The sequence below is a fragment of the Flavobacterium cupreum genome (assembly GCF_003996965.1).
GTDB classification, from domain to species: domain Bacteria; phylum Bacteroidota; class Bacteroidia; order Flavobacteriales; family Flavobacteriaceae; genus Flavobacterium; species Flavobacterium cupreum.
Genome location: NZ_QWDM01000004.1, coordinates 303,036 through 319,355, shown reverse-complemented (window position 1 = coordinate 319,355; position 16,320 = coordinate 303,036). Strand labels below are relative to the sequence as shown.

Here is a 16,320-nt window from a genome sequence, read left to right as displayed (position 1 = left end):
TTGTTGTTTCAGGTTTAAAGTTTAAAGTTGCGAAACTTGAAACCTGAAACTTTAAACTTTTACTTATAGTGTATTCACATTGTTTAAGTCTGCAAAAGCCTGCTCCAGTCTTGTATTGAATGTTACTTCGCTTTCACGTACCCATCTTCTTGGGTCATAATATTTTTTGTTAGGAGCTTCAGCACCTTCCGGGTTACCGATTTGTGTTTTTAAATAGTCAATGTTTTTAACCATATAATCACGAATTCCTTCAGTATAGGCAAATTGTAAATCGGTATCGATATTCATTTTGATTACTCCGTAGCTAATTCCTTCTCTGATTTCTTCAAGTGTAGAACCTGAACCTCCGTGGAAAACGAAATCTACCGGATTATGACCCGTGTTGAATTTGTTCTGAACGAAATCCTGAGAATTTTTTAAGATTTTCGGAGTTAATTTTACGTTTCCTGGTTTGTAAACACCGTGAACGTTTCCAAAAGCGGCTGCAATAGTAAATTTAGGACTTACTTTAGATAATTCTTCGTAAGCATAAGCTACTTCTTCCGGTTGTGTATATAATTTTGAGCTGTCTACATCAGAGTTGTCAACACCATCTTCTTCACCACCTGTAATTCCAAGCTCGATTTCCAGTGTCATTCCCATTTTGCTCATTCTTGCCAAATATTCTTTACAGATCTCAATGTTTTCTTCGATTGGCTCCTCAGACAAATCGATCATATGAGAACTGAATAATGGTTTTCCTGTTTCTGCAAAATGTTTTTCAGAAGCATCCAATAAACCATCAATCCATGGTAATAATTTTTTTGCACAGTGGTCAGTGTGTAAAATTACAGTTGCACCGTAAGCTTCTGCTAAAGTATGAATGTGTTTTGCTCCTGCGATTCCACCAGCGATAGCTGCTTTTTCTCCTGCATTAGATAACCCTTTACCAGCGTTAAACTGAGCTCCACCGTTTGAAAACTGAATGATAACCGGAGCGTTTAGTTTAGCTGCAGTTTCAAGAACTCCATTGATTGTACTTGAACCCGTAACATTTACTGCCGGAAGTGCAAATCCTTTTTCTTTCGCATAATTAAAAATCTCCTGAACCTGATCTCCTGTAGCTACTCCTGGTTTGATATTGTGTGCCATTGTAATTTTTTTTATAGTTGTTTTTAGTTTTTAGGTTGCAAAAATAAGAATTAATTAGCATTAGAACGGATAATTTATTCCAAAATTTAAAACCGAGTGACCAAAATTGTATTCTTTGAACCAGCGATTTCCTTCGTCATGCGCCGGATTATAGGTCTTGAAGCCTAAATCTAAACGAATAACAAAGAAGCTTAAATCGTAACGTAATCCAAATCCGGAACCTAAAGCAATTTCAGCTAAATCGTTTACGCCAGAGAATTTTGCTTTCTCATCGATGACATTATCGAGCACATTCCAGATATTTCCGGCGTCTGCAAAGATAGCTCCTTTCACGTCTCCAAAAACCTTAAAGCGGAATTCGGCACTAAGGGCAATTTTCATATTTGCCTCATTAAAGTCATTGGAAGCATTTGTAGTTCCCGGTCCTAATGAGTACGGCTGCCAGGCACGATTGTCATTTGATCCTCCGGAATAATAACTTCGGGAGAACGGAATGTAATTTGAATTTCCAAACGGAATCGCGATTCCAAAGAAACTTCTTACGGCCAATACTTTTTCTTTCCCAAAATCCCAGTGCTTGATATAATCAAATTCAGTCTTTACATATTCTGAATATTCCAGGTTGAATATGTCGTAATTGCCACTGGTGTTTTTCGGTAAATTGGCAATGTTTGAAATGGCGGTCAGTAAAGTACCGGCAGATTCCAGTTTTGTTTTAAACTGATAAAAAGTATTGTCTGCCAGATCTTTTTTGGTTGTTTTGGTGAACGTATAGCTGGTGGCCAGAATAAAATCATTCTCCGTCAGACGAACTCTTCGTTCTTCAATGCTTTCGACCTGTTTGTAGTCTGAATTCCCCGGTGTTAAAGCGGTTCTTCCGTTTATGACATCATCGGTAAAACCGGCGGTTCCTTTTGTTATGATCAGATTATTATCGTCATTCAGATTGTCAGGGTTTGTGTTATAGGTGCTGGCAATATTATTCAGTTCATTATACGAGGAAGTATAAACGTTAAAATAATTGCCCGGATTTAAGTTGCGGACAAACTGAACGTTCAGCAATTCCAGTTTTGCAGTATTGTTTCGCTTTGGGGACCAGTTATAAGCAAGTCCTCCCGTGAAATTTTCTTTGTCGAGACCAATGTTCCTTTGTTTGGAAAAACCACTCGAGATACTTGTGGAAGGAATCATTCTCTTCGGAATAATTTTTTCGGTTCCGAAAGGCAATAGAATCCTCGGAAAATTTAATTTCATATCAAGACCATATTCCGAAACATTAAAGAAATTATTATTCGGATTGGCCATGTCTTTTGAAGATCCCACATTTACACGCGCCGAAATTTCTAAGGTTTCCGCCCTGTTAAAAACGTTTCGGATGGTTTCTGAAATACTGGCACCGATTCCAAAATCCTGAATATTGGAATGCGTTAAATCTAAACTGGCCCCGAAACTGTATTTTTTTCTCGGGGTTAAAAACACATTCGCAATCAGCGATTCTCCCAGTGGGTCCCGTTTGTCTACTTCATATTGTATCGAAGGATAATTGAAAATCTTCAGATTGTTTAAATAGCGCGAAGAAAGCGTTGTTCTGGTGTCGGAGAAAGTACTTCCTTTCGAAATAAAAACGGCATCTGTAATAGCACGCGGCTTGTATTTTAATTTTTTATAACTGTACAGATTAAAGTTGTTGTAAGTCGTACTGTCTTTGATCGGAGTTTTTGAATTGGCCGGAGAATAGTCAGTGTAGATATTTACATCGCTTATTTTGTAAAGTTTAAAGGGTTCTGTTCTGCTGGAATCCCTTTCCTGAATAGTGTTGTTGTTGATGATTAAATTGACATCGGCTTTGTTTTTTTTGCCAATGGTGTCAATGTCGTAAGTCACATAAGTAGGCTGGAAGAAATACGCACCGTGATTTCTGAAATACGTGGTGATACGGTTTTTCTCGTCTTCAAAATCGGTGGTTTTGTATTGGTTTCCGGATTTTAATAAGGAAGGTTCTTTATTGGTTTTGTATAAGGAATCCAAGGCCGGAGTCATAATACTCGTTCTTATGGAATCCAGAAGAAAAGCCGGTCCTGTAGTAATATTGTAATTGATTTTGGCTTTTTTATGTCCTGTGCTGTCGATATCATAATCGGTTTTTACATTAAAATAACCATTGTTGAAATAGTAAAATTTCAAACGCAATAAAGATTTCTTTGTTTTTGTGGTATCAATGATAACAGGCGGCTCTCCGGTGTTTTTTAAAAATTCGTGAATTCCTTTGTATAAAAAAGACTGTCCAAGACGATCTACCTGCTTGGCAGATAATATTTTTGCCTGACGCTCATATAAACCCGGATTATTTTTGAATTTTGCCTGATACGTAGAATCCGGATTTAAGTTGGCTAAGTTGTATAAATTCAGACGTAATTTATATCCCAGCAAAGTACCATTTGGTTTTTGGTACATTTGATTGGATGCCGTTTCATCATTTGTAGACTTTCCATTTACAAGAATAGTGTTTTTCGTAAGAAGGCTTTTTCCGTCCGGAACTCTTTTTACAGCATTACATGCGCAAATAAGTATTGCTATTAGAATAAATGCTAGTATTTTTGTGGAATTCTTTTTCAAGTGATATTAAATATTTAATTCAAAAGTACATTATTTTATGGTTAGTAAAAACCAAATAAAGCTTATATCAGGTTTACATCAAAAAAAGCAACGCTTTGCAAATCAATTATTTTTTGCAGAAGGCGTAAAAGTAATTCAGGAACTTTTACAATCCAACTTTGAATTAGAACATTTATACACGACCCAAAATGATTTTGAGGCTGTTCCGTCTTCAAAACGTACGCTTATTAATGAGCAGGAACTTAAAAAAATAAGTGCGTTATCAACTCCGAATTCGTGTTTAGCGGTTTTCAAAATGCCTTCCGAAAATAAAATTACCGATACCGGTTTAATCCTGGCGCTGGACGATATTCGCGATCCCGGAAATTTAGGAACCATCTTACGTCTTTGCGACTGGTTTGGTATTAAGCAGATTATCTGCTCTAAAGAAACCGTTGATATTTACAATCCAAAAGTAGTACAGGCCACGATGGGCTCTATTACCAGGGTAAATGTAAATTATGTCGATCTGAAAACGTTTATGGCACAAACAAAGTTGCCTGTTTTTGGAACGTTTATGGACGGAGAAAACATTTATCAATCTAATCTGCCACAAGACGGAATCATTATAATGGGTAATGAAGCCAATGGTATTTCTGAAGAGATTGAAAAAACGGTGACAAGCCGGCTTACAATTCCAAGGTTCGGCGAACTACAAAAAACCGAAAGTTTAAACGTAGCGACCGCAACAGCAATTATTCTTAGTGAATTTAAACGAAATAGTTAGGCTTTTGTTTTAATGAAAAGTAAAATTTATTAAAATTGCCCTTGATTTCATGGAATCGATGTTATCCGTCCATGGGCTTGGGCCATTAGCCGGATTATCCCTGATTAATTCGTCCGTGATACCAAACATTCCTCTGATAGAAGGGGAGAAAATAAAGTATTCCGAGAAAATATCAATTCCAAAACCAAGTTCATAAGCCGCAGTCCATGGTTTTACCCTGAACTTCTGATCATGATTATCATCTACAGATTTTGAATTACTCGAAAGATTCAGTGTAGTAGACATCCCTCCAACTATGTAAGGCCGGATATTTCCGGTACGCAAAGAAGAAAATTTCAGCAGTAAAGGAAAGTGGATGTAGGTACTGTTTACCTCTCTTAAATAATCAGCCTGCTTTTCAAGAGGATAATATAAGTCACGTTTTGTATAATACAAACCAGGTTCAAAACGCAGGTTGATGTATTCCTGCAATCTTAAATCGGCCACGACCCCTACATTAAAACCGGTAGTTTTTTTTACCTGAATGTCGTTTTCTACCTTGTTTTTGTAATCAAATTTAAAGTCGAAACTATTAAGACCTAAATAATAACCGAAGTACAGGCGTTGTTTTTGCCAGTTTTCGAGATTAATAATAGGGTCTTTGCTAAACATGTTTTTAGCAAATTGCGAATATCCTTTTGTCGTTAAGACTAATAAAATTAAGATTACTGTTTTTTTCATACTATTTTTTAGAAGCAGAATAAATGGTTGCAACTCCAAAAGTTTGAGGCATAGCCACAACATCTATAAACCCAATTTTTCGTAAAATATTGTTCAGGGCTTCTCCATAAGGAAAAGCTGCAGCAGATTCGGACAAATATCCATAAGCCGAATTGTCTTTTGAAAACAGTTTTCCTATTAACGGAAGTATGTTTTTGGTGTAAAAATTATAACCTTGTTTGTAAGGAGTTTTGTCCGGAACAGAAGTTTCAAGAATTACAAATACGCCATCCGGTTTCAAAACTCTTAAAATTTCGGCAAAGCCTTTTTCAAGGGTTTCAAAATTACGAACGCCAAAGCTCACTGTTATGGCATCAAAATAATTGTCCCCGAAAGGCATGTTTTCCGAATCCCCTAAAACTAATTCAATAACATTCGATAATTTTTTTTCTTCAACTTTCTTTTTCCCAACTTCAAGCATCCCTGCCGAAATATCAAGACCTATAATTTTTTCGGCATTCGTCTGTGCCAGCAAAATAGCTAAGTCACCGGTTCCTGTGGCAATATCAAGTATGATTTTCGGTTTTTTGTCAGAAACTATTTTCAATACCTTTTTTCGCCACTTAATATCAATACCAAATGAAATTACGCGGTTTAAATTATCATAGTTTCCGGAGATCGTATCAAACATTTGGGCAACTTGTTCTTTTTTGCCTAATGAAGAGTTTTTATACGGGGTTATTTTTTCAGACATTTTTTTTATTTACGCAAATATAATACAAATCTTCTTTAACTGTAATTCAGTTTTTTAATTTGTAAATCAAATGTTTTGGAAAAAGATATTTTTAACGGAAGTTTTATTTTTTTAGCTATACCGGAAATCCGGTATTTTAAAAAAATCACGGTAAGTGGGTATTGCGGATGTAAGATTTTATGGTCAATTTTGTAATGTAATAATAGTTTAATGATTATAAGATTGCCGGTTATTGAAGGACTTAAACCAAATGAATGCTGCTGCACTGGTTGTAAATTTGTTCTTGAGTAGTTTTTAAATATTGTTGTGGTTAATAATATTTTGTTTTAAAGTGCAAACACGTTCTTAGGATTAAATTTGTTTTTGGAAATTTTAATTTTCTTGTCTTTACGCCTTCGTGGTATTTGGTAGTAAAGGCCTTTTTTGAGATCTGATCTCAAAAGAATTAGTATATTATGTTGTAACAATCACGTCAGTTGATTTTTATTTTTTATCCAATTCTGCTCTTGAAAAGTCCAAACCGGAAATCACTTTAACTAAAAACATCCTCAGCTGAGGATGTTTTTTTATTTATTTCTTAATGTAAGTTTCGTAAGTATAATCATATTGATGTTTTTCATCTTTGAGATTCGTTTCGGCTTCAACCAGTTGCCATTCGTTTTTATTGATTTTTGGAAAAAAAGTATCAGCCTCAAAAGTGTGATGCACTTTCGTTATTTCAATAATATCTGCATACGGCAGGGCCAGGTTATAGATCTCACCTCCGCCAATTATATACGAATCCTCGTTTTCAGGGCATACTGCAAGGGCTCTTTCAATACTATCCACAACGATGCAGCCTTCGGGATTATAGTCTTTTTGGCGTGTTATAATCACATGGGTCCTGTTCGGTAATGGCTTTGGAAAACTTTCAAAAGTCTTTCTTCCCATTACAATATAATGGTTGGTGGTTAATGCTTTGAATCTTTTAAAGTCATTGGGCAGGTGCCAGACCAACTCATTATTTTTCCCAAGGGCATTGTTTTCGGCAACAGCCGCTATCATTATAATCATGGTATGCTGAACTAAATTTTGTTTTCGGTATTCTCTTCTATTCTTGATTCTAATTGGCTTATCCTTTTTTGCTGCAAGGCAACAAGTCGGTCAATTTGCTCTCTTTCCCAGTTTTTATTCATAAATCTGTCTGTAATATAAACTTTTATGAAATGCAGGATAAAAATGAAAAACCATATAGTTATCGCCCAGATACACCAATTTTGAGTAGTACCGGCAGTAGTGGTAGCAGTAGCAGCCGTGTTGGTGCCAAATCCAAAAAACCGATTCGCAATAAATAAAAACAGGCTGCCTAAAAGAAATAAAACAAAATGGAAATAGAGTATTTTCTTTTGCCTCATTCTTCTTCTGGCATATTCATATTGCTCGTGCACTTCTTTTTCCATAAGATTTAAAATAATAAGATTATAAAGTTAGAATTTATTTTTAAAACACAATATTTTGACCGCAGAATATTTGCTTTAAATCGAGCTAAGAATCTGAAATCCAAAATTTAAGCAGGGATAAATTATGAATGCGACTAAAAATACATATCCTTTTTAATATTATCATAAATCTGTTCCATGCGTATCGAATCTTCCTGTTAATTTATGTAATTTAGTTGTATCAATCTAAAAATTAAATAGTTATGGCTTTAAGAAAACAATTTGTAAAAACGAAACCAGTTTGTAAAGTTACATTTTCAATCGACGCTAAAGATGCCAGTGCGGCAGCTGTAGTCGGAGATTTTAACAACTGGAATGCCCAGGAGGGAACTTTAAGTAAATTGAAAAACGGAACTTTTAAAGCAACCTATGATCTGGTTAAAGATGCCATTTACGAGTTCAAATACGTAATCGACGGGACTTACGTTAATGAACCGGAAGCTGATTCTTATAAATGGAATGATTTTGCAGGAAGTGAAAACAGTGTGTTAGTCGTATAAAAAAATCCGCTTAGAAAGCGGATTTTATATTTTATACAGCAACACTTCCTTTTATGCCGGCGTGTGGCTCGTAATCTAAAAGAGTAAAATCATTATAGTCAAAATCAAAAATGTTTTTAATCTCCGGATTTAAAATCATTTTTGGTAATGGTTTCGGTTCACGGGTCAATTGCAATTCTAATTGTTCAAAATGATTGTTATAGATATGGGCGTCTCCAAAAGTGTGAATGAATTCACCATACTCTAAGTCGCAAACTTGTGCAATCATCATGGTTAAAAGTGCATAAGAAGCAATATTGAACGGAACTCCCAAAAATATATCAGCGCTTCGCTGGTACAGCTGGCACGATAATTTTCCTTTTGTTTCTCCTTTTTCAATATCGGGACTCGTCACATAGAACTGAAAAAAAGCATGGCATGGAGGCAATGCGGCTTTGTTGTTGGCTACATTTTCTTCAAATGATTTTTTTGTATCCGGCAGAACCGATGGATTCCATGCAGAAACAAGCATTCTCCTGCTGTTCGGATTTGTTTTTAATTCCGTAATCAATTCCGAAATCTGATCAATTTCTTCACTGTTCCAGTTACGCCACTGATGTCCGTAAACAGGTCCAAGATCTCCGTTTGAATTGGCCCAGGCATCCCAGATTTTTACTCCGTTTTCCTGAAGATATTTAATATTGGTATCGCCTTTTAAAAACCAGAGCAATTCGTAAATGATCGATTTTAAGTGTAATTTTTTGGTCGTAACCATTGGGAAACCTTCACTTAAATCAAAACGCATCTGGTATCCAAAAACACTTTTTGTTCCGGTTCCTGTACGGTCCCCTTTTTGGTTACCGTTTTCTAAAACATGTTTTACTAAATCTAAGTATTGTTTCATAGTTGTATTCGGTTATTCGTTTAATTGTTTAATCGATTTAACGAATAAACGGTTTAACGATTAAGCATTGAATTTATCTTTTCGAGATTTCATCTCTGATTTTAGCTGCTTTTTCATAATCTTCCTGAGAAACAGCCTGATCTAAAAGATCGTTTAGTTCCTGCAGGCTGTGCTTTGCATACACATCACCGGACTGGTTGCTTTCTTCCTCACGTCCAAAGGTCTCCGGGTTTGATAAGACATCATCTATTTCCTGAGCGCCCTGATCTGTCTCTGCAGAATTTGATTTCAGATAAATTCCTGCTTTATCCAGAATGTTTTTATACGTAAAAATAGGAGCATTAAAACGCAATGCCAAAGCTATGGCATCAGATGTTCTGGCATCGATTATTTCTTCGATTTTATCCCTTTCACAGATTAAACTGGAGTAAAACACACCGTCGACAAGTTTATGGATAATGACCTGTTTCACTACAATATCAAATCTTTCAGCGAAGTTTTTGAATAAATCGTGTGTCAGCGGGCGTGGAGGTTTTATTTCTTTTTCTAAGGCAATAGCGATCGACTGTGCTTCAAAAGCGCCAATAACGATCGGAAGTTTTCTTTCGCCATCAACTTCATTCAAAATAAGGGCATAAGCGCCATTTTGAGTTTGACTGTACGAGATTCCTTTTATGGATAGTTTTACTAGACTCATATATGTGGGTAAAAAAGGGCAGTTAATGCCTCATTTTAATACTTTTTTTGATTGAAAAATAAAGGTGCAATTTTAATCAAAAAATATGGAACAAAAAAGCTACCTAAAACAAAGATACGATTATCTTGTTTTTAGGCAGCTATATTTTTATAGAGAATTTTATTTCTAAGAATGTTGTGCTTTAAAGGCTTTTAATTTCTCAATTAATTTTGGCACAATTTCAAAAGCATCCCCCACAACACCATAATCCGCTACTTTAAAGAAAGGAGCCTCCGCATCATTATTGATTACTACTTTTACTTTTGAGGAGTTAATACCGGCAATATGCTGGATTGCTCCGGAGATTCCGATGGCAATGTAAAGATTGGTTGCAACAGGTTTTCCTGTTTGTCCAACGTGTTCGCTGTGAGGTCTCCATCCTAAATCAGAAACGGGTTTAGAACAGGCAGTTGCAGCGCCTAAAACAGCCGCTAAATCTTCTACTAATCCCCAGTTCTCAGGACCTTTTAATCCACGGCCTCCTGAAACTACAACATCAGCATCAGCGATAGAAACTTTTCCGGTTACTTTTTCTACAGATTCTACTTTTACGCCAAAGTCGTTATCGCCGATTGAAGGGCTAAAATCTTCTTCCGTTGCAGCTCCTGCACTTTCGAAAATTCCGTAAGAGTTTTTAGCCAGACCAAGAACTTTTACATCCGTGTCGATTTGTGTAATATTGAAAGCTTTGTTCGAGAACGCATTTCTTTTCACCTGAAATGGTGAAGTGCTTACTGGTAAACCAACTACATTGGAAGCAAAACCAGCTTCTAAAGACACAGCCACAAGTGAAGAAAGATAGATACTGTCTGTTGTAGAAGATAGTAAAACTACTTTTGTTCCTTCTTTCTGAGCCGCTTGTTTGATTACATCAGCGTAAGCTTTAGCCGTAAAACCAGCTAATTTGTCGTTGTTTACTTTTAAAACTTTATCTACTCCGTATTTTGATAATTCGCTTACATCACTAGTGTTTATAGTTAAAGCGGTTACGGTTGTTCCTAAAGATTCAGCTACCTTTTTAGCATAAGAAGCTAATTCAAAAGCAACTTTTTTAAATTTTCCTTCTGCAGATTCTGCATATATTAATATTGACATAATAATTTTAGATTTTAGATTTTAGATTTCAGATTTTAAAAATTGAAATCTAAAATGATTATTGATTTTAGATTTGAAGTGAATCAAATGTTGAGTTTTAGATTTTGCATTGCTATCAGCAATCTAAAATCTATATTCTACAATCTTAAATCACCTTAGCCTCGTTGTGTAATAAATTAACTAACTCATCCAGATTATCAGGAGAAATTAATTTCACTGCTGATTTAGGAGCTGGTTTTTCAAATTTCACTGCTTTTGTATTTACGGGAGCATCAACCGGCTCAAGAATTGTAAGTGCTTTTGTTCTTGCTGTCATAATTCCTCTCATGTTCGGAATACGTAAATCTTTTTCTTCAACAAGACCTTTCTGACCTCCGATAATCAAAGGCAAAGTAGTGCTTACGGTTTCTTTTCCACCATCAATTTCACGAACCGCTTTCACGTTGTTTCCGTCAACAGTTACACTTGTACAGGAGTTTAGGAAGTTAGAGCCTAAAATTCCTGCAATCATTCCCGGAACCATTCCGCCATTATAATCTAAAGATTCTTTTCCTGCGATTACTAAATCGTAACCACCGGTTTTAATTACTTCAGCCAATTGTTTTGCAACAAAAAAACCATCAGTTGGGTTTGCATTTACGCGAATAGCTTCATTTGCACCAATAGCAAGCGCTTTACGTAAAGTTGGCTCAGTATCAGGACCTCCAACATTTACTACAGTTACAGTAGCACCTTGTTGCTCCTGAAACCAGATCGCACGTGTTAAACCAAACTCGTCATTAGGATTAATCACATATTGTACACCATTGGTATCGAATTCTGAGTCACCATTTGAGAAGTTAATTTTTGAAGTAGTATCAGGCACATGGCTGATGCAAACTAATATTTTCATAAGTATATAATTTATATTTATAATATTCTTTTACAAATTTAGAAATTAAAATCGGAATAATATACTATGCATGCATAATATTTTTTAAAAACTATTACGTTTTCGAAGATTCCGGATTTTTGACAGCCTTTCATCGGAAAATGAAAATGAAAATAGATTCATTTGAACTGATTCTTAGGAATTTTGCAAAGCAGAGCAGGTTTGCAGTAGCTGAATTACCGCAATTATTCCTGTTTAATTTAGAAGAATCAATGCGGGTACCATTTAAAAAGAAACAAATACACCAAAGTTTGTGTAAAAAGGACAGCGGAATAAAAAAAGGGGAATTACATCGATTTCGTAAACAGCATAATATATTTTTAAAAGTTAAAAGCTAAAGGGATAGGGAAGTTAGTGTGATTTTAAATTCAATTTATGCTTTTAAGTTATTTAAAATATTTATTTTTGCTCTTCAGAAAATTCAACATACAATATAAATATGAGAACAATACAATTTAGAGAGGCCATTTGTGAAGCGATGAGCGAAGAAATGCGTCACGATGAATCCATATATTTAATGGGCGAAGAAGTTGCAGAATACAACGGAGCTTACAAAGCTTCAAAAGGAATGCTTGCTGAGTTTGGCGAAAAAAGAGTAATCGATACTCCGATTGCAGAGCTTGGTTTTACAGGAATCGCAGTAGGATCAGCAATGAATGGCTGTCGTCCGATCGTAGAATATATGACTTTCAACTTCTGTTTAGTTGGTATTGATCAGATTATAAATAACGCTGCTAAAATGCGTCAGATGACTGGAGGGCAATTTAATGTGCCTATCGTTTTCAGGGGACCAACTGCTTCTGCAGGACAGTTAGGGGCGACTCACTCTCAGGCTTTAGAAAACTGGTTTGCCAATACTCCGGGTCTTAAAGTGGTTGTGCCTTCTACTCCTTATGATGCAAAAGGGCTTTTAAAATCAGCTATTCGCGATAATGATCCTGTGATTTTTATGGAATCTGAGCAAATGTATGGTGACAAAGGTGAAGTGCCGGACGGAGAATACACAATTCCATTGGGAGTTGCTGATGTGAAACGTGAAGGAAAAGATGTTACTATTGTTTCTTTCGGAAAAATCATCAAAGAAGCTTTTATTGCTGCAGATGAATTGGCAAAAGAAGGAATTTCATGTGAGATCATCGATTTAAGAACAGTTCGTCCAATGGATAAAGATGCTATTCTTACTTCTGTTAAAAAGACAAACCGATTGGTAATATTAGAAGAAGCATGGCCTTTTGCCAGTATTTCTTCTGAAATAACTTATATCGTTCAGGAACAGGCTTTCGACTTCCTTGATGCGCCAATTCAGCGTATTACGACAGCGGATACTCCTGCACCTTACTCTCCTGTTTTACTAAAAGACTGGTTGCCAAACGCAGCTGATGTAGTAAAAGCAGTAAAAAAAGTAATGTACAAATAGTTCAATCAACAATACTTATAAAACTTCATCAGTCATATTAATTGATGAAGTTTTTTTTTGCCGGATTATGAAAAGATTAATTTTACTTAGCCTCTTTTTGGTATTTGCATTTGCAAATATGGCTACTGCACAAACTAAAGTGAGTGGAATTGTTTTGGATAAATCCAATCAGCCGATTCCATTTGCTAATGTGATTTTTAAAGGCTCCAATACAGGAATTGTTTCAAATGAGGACGGTCGTTTTTATCTGGAATCGCCTATTACTTATACGGCCTTACTGGTTACCTCTGCAGGATTTTCAGACAAGGAAGTTCCTTTGGAAAAAGCGGTGAATTATGATTTTAAAATTGTTTTGGGTGAAGCCGAGGCACTTAATGAAGTTGTAATTTTTACCGGAAAAACATCAAAGAAAAACAATCCGGCCTTAGATATCCTGAGAAAAATCTGGGAACGAAAGCGTAAAAACGGATTGTACCAGTTCAATCAGTATCAAATGCAGAAGTACGAAAAAGTCGAATTCGATATGAATACGATTGACAGTGCTTTCATGAAAAATAAACTCTTCAAAGGAATGGAGTTTGTGTTTGATCATGTGGATACTTCTGATGTTACCGGAAAAACGTACCTCCCGATTTTCATCAACGAATCGGTATATGATGTTTACGGCGACAATAAACTTAAAAAAACAAAAGAGAATATTACGGGGAGTAAAACATCAGGATTTAATGGAAATCAGCAAATTCTGGCTTTCGTAAAAGACCTTTATTCGGATTATAATATTTACGACAATCACCTTACATTTTTTGATAAGAGTTTTACGAGCCCGCTCTCAAGAACAGGAATTGATGTTTACAATTATGTGTTGAAAGACAGTGCGTTTATTGATAAAAAATGGTGTTACAACATTGTTTTTTATCCGAGACGTAAAAACGAACTGACGTTTAAAGGAGATTTCTGGGTCAACGATACGACTTTTGCCATCAAGAAAATAAATATGGGCGTTACTAAAAGCGCCAATATCAACTGGGTAAAGGATATTTATATCGAGCAGGAATTTGAGGTACAGAATGATTCTGTTTTTCTATTGACACGTGATTATATGATGTCTGATTTTGCCCTGAATAAAAAGGAAAAATCAAAAGGAGTTTACGGTAAGCGAACCACCCTGTTCCGAAATCATAAATTTAATATCCCGAAACCGGAGAAGTTTTATAAAGAAGAGGTCAATTTTATTGATAATGCGGTCTATGACCGGCCTCCTGAATTTTGGGAGGAGAATCGTTTCGAAAAACTGAACAAGGACGAAGCAGGCATTTATAAAATGCTGGATACCCTTCAAACCGTTAAAAGGTTCAAGCAGTTGTATAGTTTGGTTTCTATTTTAGGAAGCGGTTATGTTGAATTTAAAAACTTTGATTACGGACCAATTTTTTCCACATTTGGTTACAATGAAGTTGAAGGTCTGCGTTTACGCGTAGGCGGACGAACCTATTTCGGACCAAATGATCCGTGGCGTGTACAGGCGTATACCGCTTATGGCTTTGATGATCATAAATTTAAATACGGAGCATCCGGAAAATGGATGGTCGATAAGCAAAAACGCGTTATTATTTCCGGAGGAAACAGGCGTGACATCGAACAGATCGGTGCCAGTTTAACGACAACAAATGATATTTTAGGACGAAGTTTTGCTTCTTCTGCCTTGTTTACAACGGGAAGTAACGGAAAACTGACCAATATTAATCTGAGCAATGTTTCTGTGGAAATGGAGCCGATTAAAAACTTTGTAGTTCAGGCCGGTATTTCATACAGGACCTTAGCATCAGCATCGCCAACGTTTAGTTTAGATTATTATACCACACTGCCCACTGCCGCAAATCCTGCAGGAGTTGTTGCAAGCGAAGTAAAACAGTTTGAGGCCAATGTTCAGTTTGAACTTATGCCGAAACGAAAAACAATTGGTTTTGGAGTAGAACGTGATTTGGTAGACAGTCCTTTCAGCCACTTCTTTATTAATTTCAGCTATGGACTTAAAGGGGTGATGCAGAGCGATTTCGCTTACGAAAAAATACAGTTGTTTTATAAACAGCCTATCATTATCGGGCCGTTAGGAAGATCGAATATTATTCTGGAAACAGGAAAAACTTTCGGGACTATTCCGTTGGGGTTAATGAGCGTAATTCCGGGAAATCAGACTTATTTTACGATAGAAAATACCTTTAGTAATTTAAATTTCTACGAATTCATTACAGATCAGTATACAACACTACAATGGAATCATGATTTCGGCGGAAGATTATTCGCCCGAATTCCGTTTATGAGAAAACTAAACTGGAGAGAGTTTGTAGGAGTAAAAGGAGTTTATGGAACCATTTCTAATGCCAACAGAGCCATAAATGCTTCCGACCAGCCTTACGTGGCACCGGAAAATGTATACTGGGAATATAATGCAGGAATCGGAAATATCTTCAAAGTATTCCGTATTGATTTCTCCTGGAGAGGCAGTTATTTAAATAATCCTGATGCGAATAAATTTGCAGTAAAGGGATCTTTCGGGTTCTATTTTTAATATTTAGAGTAAAAAAATCTCATAAAAAAACGCCAGGTTGCCAGGTTTTATTTCTTGCATCCTGGCGTTTTTTGTTTATATCTGATTAACGATAGGAGTTTAGATTATTTTACATGGATTTGGCGGATTACACGGATTAACGCAGGTTATGTATTTTAAGATAGAATCCTTTAAATCTGCATAAAAAAACTTGGCGACTCTGCCTCCTTACGCGATTAATTTATAAAAGCTTAATTTCTCGCAGATTCGGCAGATTGGGCAGATTTTTTTTTATTGATGTTTCTATATTTTTCTTATATCTGTATTTTAAGCATTAAACATTAAAAATCTGCGTCATCTGCCAAATCTGCGTGCAAAAAAAACTTTGCGCCTTTGCGTCTTTGCGTGATTAATTTAAACACAGATTAATTTCTCGCAGATTTTCCTGATTAAGCAGATTTTTTATTACTTTTTTTTATTTGTATTTTAAGCATTAAACAATTAAAAATCTGCGTCATCTGCCAAATCTGCGAGCAAAAAAAAACTTTGCGTCTTTGCGTGATTAATTTAAACACAGATTAATTTCTCGCAGATTTTCCTGATTAAACAGATTTTTTATTACTGTTTTTACTTTTTTTTATTTGTATTTTAAGCATTAAACAATTAAAAATCTGCGTCATCTGCCAAATCTGCGAGCAAAAAAAAACTCTGCGCCCTTGCGTGATTAATTTAAAGTAGCTTAATTTTCCCGCAGATTCGGAAGATT

15 protein-coding genes are annotated in these 16,320 nt (G+C 35.8%); 5 read left to right on the top strand and 10 right to left on the bottom strand.

Annotation, left to right across the window (positions count from 1 at the left end; all coding sequences use genetic code 11):
- Positions 1–63 precede the first annotated feature (63 nt).
- Both fbaA and tamL read right to left on the bottom strand, forming a co-directional pair.
- Positions 64–1,131, bottom strand: a complete 1,068-nt coding sequence (fbaA, locus tag D0817_RS08025) for a class II fructose-bisphosphate aldolase (protein ID WP_127337875.1) — start codon at positions 1,129–1,131, stop codon at positions 64–66.
- Between the two features lie 60 nt (positions 1,132–1,191).
- Positions 1,192–3,747 (bottom strand): translocation and assembly module lipoprotein TamL, encoded by a 2,556-nt coding sequence (tamL, locus tag D0817_RS08020; RefSeq protein WP_127337874.1) that lies wholly within the window; start codon positions 3,745–3,747, stop codon positions 1,192–1,194.
- Positions 3,748–3,784: 37 nt separating this feature from the next.
- Here tamL and D0817_RS08015 point away from each other — a divergent pair, with 37 nt between their 5' ends.
- The gene (locus D0817_RS08015; protein ID WP_127337873.1) at positions 3,785–4,513 is read left to right on the top strand and encodes a TrmH family RNA methyltransferase; all 729 of its coding nucleotides are present in this window, start codon (positions 3,785–3,787) and stop codon (positions 4,511–4,513) included.
- A gap of 9 nt (positions 4,514–4,522) precedes the next feature.
- Here the strand turns inward: D0817_RS08015 and porT are convergent, their stop codons facing one another.
- From porT to D0817_RS07995, 4 genes are all read right to left on the bottom strand, one after another.
- Positions 4,523–5,233 carry a type IX secretion/gliding motility protein PorT/SprT gene (gene porT / locus D0817_RS08010; protein ID WP_127337872.1) on the bottom strand — a complete coding sequence of 237 codons (711 nt, stop codon included), beginning with the start codon at positions 5,231–5,233 and terminating at the stop codon, positions 4,523–4,525.
- A gap of 1 nt (position 5,234) precedes the next feature.
- Positions 5,235–5,966, bottom strand: coding sequence for a bifunctional demethylmenaquinone methyltransferase/2-methoxy-6-polyprenyl-1,4-benzoquinol methylase UbiE (gene ubiE / locus D0817_RS08005; protein WP_127337871.1), 732 nt, complete (start codon positions 5,964–5,966; stop codon positions 5,235–5,237).
- Positions 5,967–6,536: 570 nt separating this feature from the next.
- Entirely contained in the window at positions 6,537–7,019 is a 483-nt protein-coding gene (locus D0817_RS08000; protein ID WP_127337870.1) for a dihydrofolate reductase, read from the bottom strand.
- A gap of 11 nt (positions 7,020–7,030) precedes the next feature.
- Positions 7,031–7,405 (bottom strand): 2TM domain-containing protein, encoded by a 375-nt coding sequence (locus D0817_RS07995; protein WP_127337869.1) that lies wholly within the window; start codon positions 7,403–7,405, stop codon positions 7,031–7,033.
- A gap of 242 nt (positions 7,406–7,647) precedes the next feature.
- Between D0817_RS07995 and D0817_RS07990 the strand changes: the two genes are divergently transcribed.
- The gene (locus D0817_RS07990; protein WP_127337868.1) at positions 7,648–7,944 is read left to right on the top strand and encodes an isoamylase early set domain-containing protein; all 297 of its coding nucleotides are present in this window, start codon (positions 7,648–7,650) and stop codon (positions 7,942–7,944) included.
- Between the two features lie 31 nt (positions 7,945–7,975).
- Here the strand turns inward: D0817_RS07990 and D0817_RS07985 are convergent, their stop codons facing one another.
- The 4 genes from D0817_RS07985 to D0817_RS07970 form a co-directional block, all read right to left on the bottom strand.
- The gene (locus D0817_RS07985) at positions 7,976–8,827 is read right to left on the bottom strand and encodes a thymidylate synthase (RefSeq protein WP_127337867.1); all 852 of its coding nucleotides are present in this window, start codon (positions 8,825–8,827) and stop codon (positions 7,976–7,978) included.
- Positions 8,828–8,900: 73 nt separating this feature from the next.
- On the bottom strand, positions 8,901–9,524 hold the full coding sequence (locus D0817_RS07980) for a bifunctional nuclease family protein (protein ID WP_127337866.1): 624 nt from the start codon (positions 9,522–9,524) through the stop codon (positions 8,901–8,903).
- Positions 9,525–9,689: 165 nt separating this feature from the next.
- Positions 9,690–10,658: an electron transfer flavoprotein subunit alpha/FixB family protein gene (locus tag D0817_RS07975; RefSeq protein WP_127337865.1), complete on the bottom strand. Its 969-nt coding sequence runs from the start codon at positions 10,656–10,658 to the stop codon at positions 9,690–9,692.
- A gap of 145 nt (positions 10,659–10,803) precedes the next feature.
- The gene (locus D0817_RS07970; protein ID WP_127337864.1) at positions 10,804–11,550 is read right to left on the bottom strand and encodes an electron transfer flavoprotein subunit beta/FixA family protein; all 747 of its coding nucleotides are present in this window, start codon (positions 11,548–11,550) and stop codon (positions 10,804–10,806) included.
- A 146-nt stretch (positions 11,551–11,696) separates the two neighbouring features.
- On the opposite strand from D0817_RS07970, the gene D0817_RS07965 reads away from it, so the two are divergent.
- From D0817_RS07965 to D0817_RS07955, 3 genes are all read left to right on the top strand, one after another.
- A complete protein-coding gene (locus tag D0817_RS07965; RefSeq protein WP_127337863.1) occupies positions 11,697–11,927 on the top strand; it encodes a hypothetical protein in 231 nt (76 codons plus the stop codon).
- 101 nt (positions 11,928–12,028) lie between these two features.
- Positions 12,029–13,006, top strand: a complete 978-nt coding sequence (locus tag D0817_RS07960; protein ID WP_127337862.1) for a pyruvate dehydrogenase complex E1 component subunit beta — start codon at positions 12,029–12,031, stop codon at positions 13,004–13,006.
- Positions 13,007–13,073: 67 nt separating this feature from the next.
- Complete coding sequence (locus tag D0817_RS07955) at positions 13,074–15,575, top strand: DUF5686 family protein (protein ID WP_127337861.1); 2,502 nt, start codon at positions 13,074–13,076, stop codon at positions 15,573–15,575.
- Positions 15,576–16,320: the final 745 nt, after the last annotated feature.

Coding starts and splice junctions, on each gene's coding strand:
- D0817_RS07960 (WP_127337862.1), top strand. CDS start 12,029: ATGAGAACAATACAATTTAGAGAGGCCATTTGTGAAGCGATGAGCGAA.
- ubiE (WP_127337871.1), bottom strand. CDS start 5,966: ATGTCTGAAAAAATAACCCCGTATAAAAACTCTTCATTAGGCAAAAAA.
- D0817_RS07965 (WP_127337863.1), top strand. CDS start 11,697: ATGAAAATAGATTCATTTGAACTGATTCTTAGGAATTTTGCAAAGCAG.
- D0817_RS07970 (WP_127337864.1), bottom strand. CDS start 11,550: ATGAAAATATTAGTTTGCATCAGCCATGTGCCTGATACTACTTCAAAA.
- D0817_RS08000 (WP_127337870.1), bottom strand. CDS start 7,019: ATGATTATAATGATAGCGGCTGTTGCCGAAAACAATGCCCTTGGGAAA.
- fbaA (WP_127337875.1), bottom strand. CDS start 1,131: ATGGCACACAATATCAAACCAGGAGTAGCTACAGGAGATCAGGTTCAG.
- D0817_RS08015 (WP_127337873.1), top strand. CDS start 3,785: ATGGTTAGTAAAAACCAAATAAAGCTTATATCAGGTTTACATCAAAAA.
- D0817_RS07955 (WP_127337861.1), top strand. CDS start 13,074: ATGAAAAGATTAATTTTACTTAGCCTCTTTTTGGTATTTGCATTTGCA.
- D0817_RS07995 (WP_127337869.1), bottom strand. CDS start 7,405: ATGGAAAAAGAAGTGCACGAGCAATATGAATATGCCAGAAGAAGAATG.
- D0817_RS07985 (WP_127337867.1), bottom strand. CDS start 8,827: ATGAAACAATACTTAGATTTAGTAAAACATGTTTTAGAAAACGGTAAC.
- D0817_RS07975 (WP_127337865.1), bottom strand. CDS start 10,658: ATGTCAATATTAATATATGCAGAATCTGCAGAAGGAAAATTTAAAAAA.
- D0817_RS07990 (WP_127337868.1), top strand. CDS start 7,648: ATGGCTTTAAGAAAACAATTTGTAAAAACGAAACCAGTTTGTAAAGTT.
- D0817_RS07980 (WP_127337866.1), bottom strand. CDS start 9,524: ATGAGTCTAGTAAAACTATCCATAAAAGGAATCTCGTACAGTCAAACT.
- porT (WP_127337872.1), bottom strand. CDS start 5,233: ATGAAAAAAACAGTAATCTTAATTTTATTAGTCTTAACGACAAAAGGA.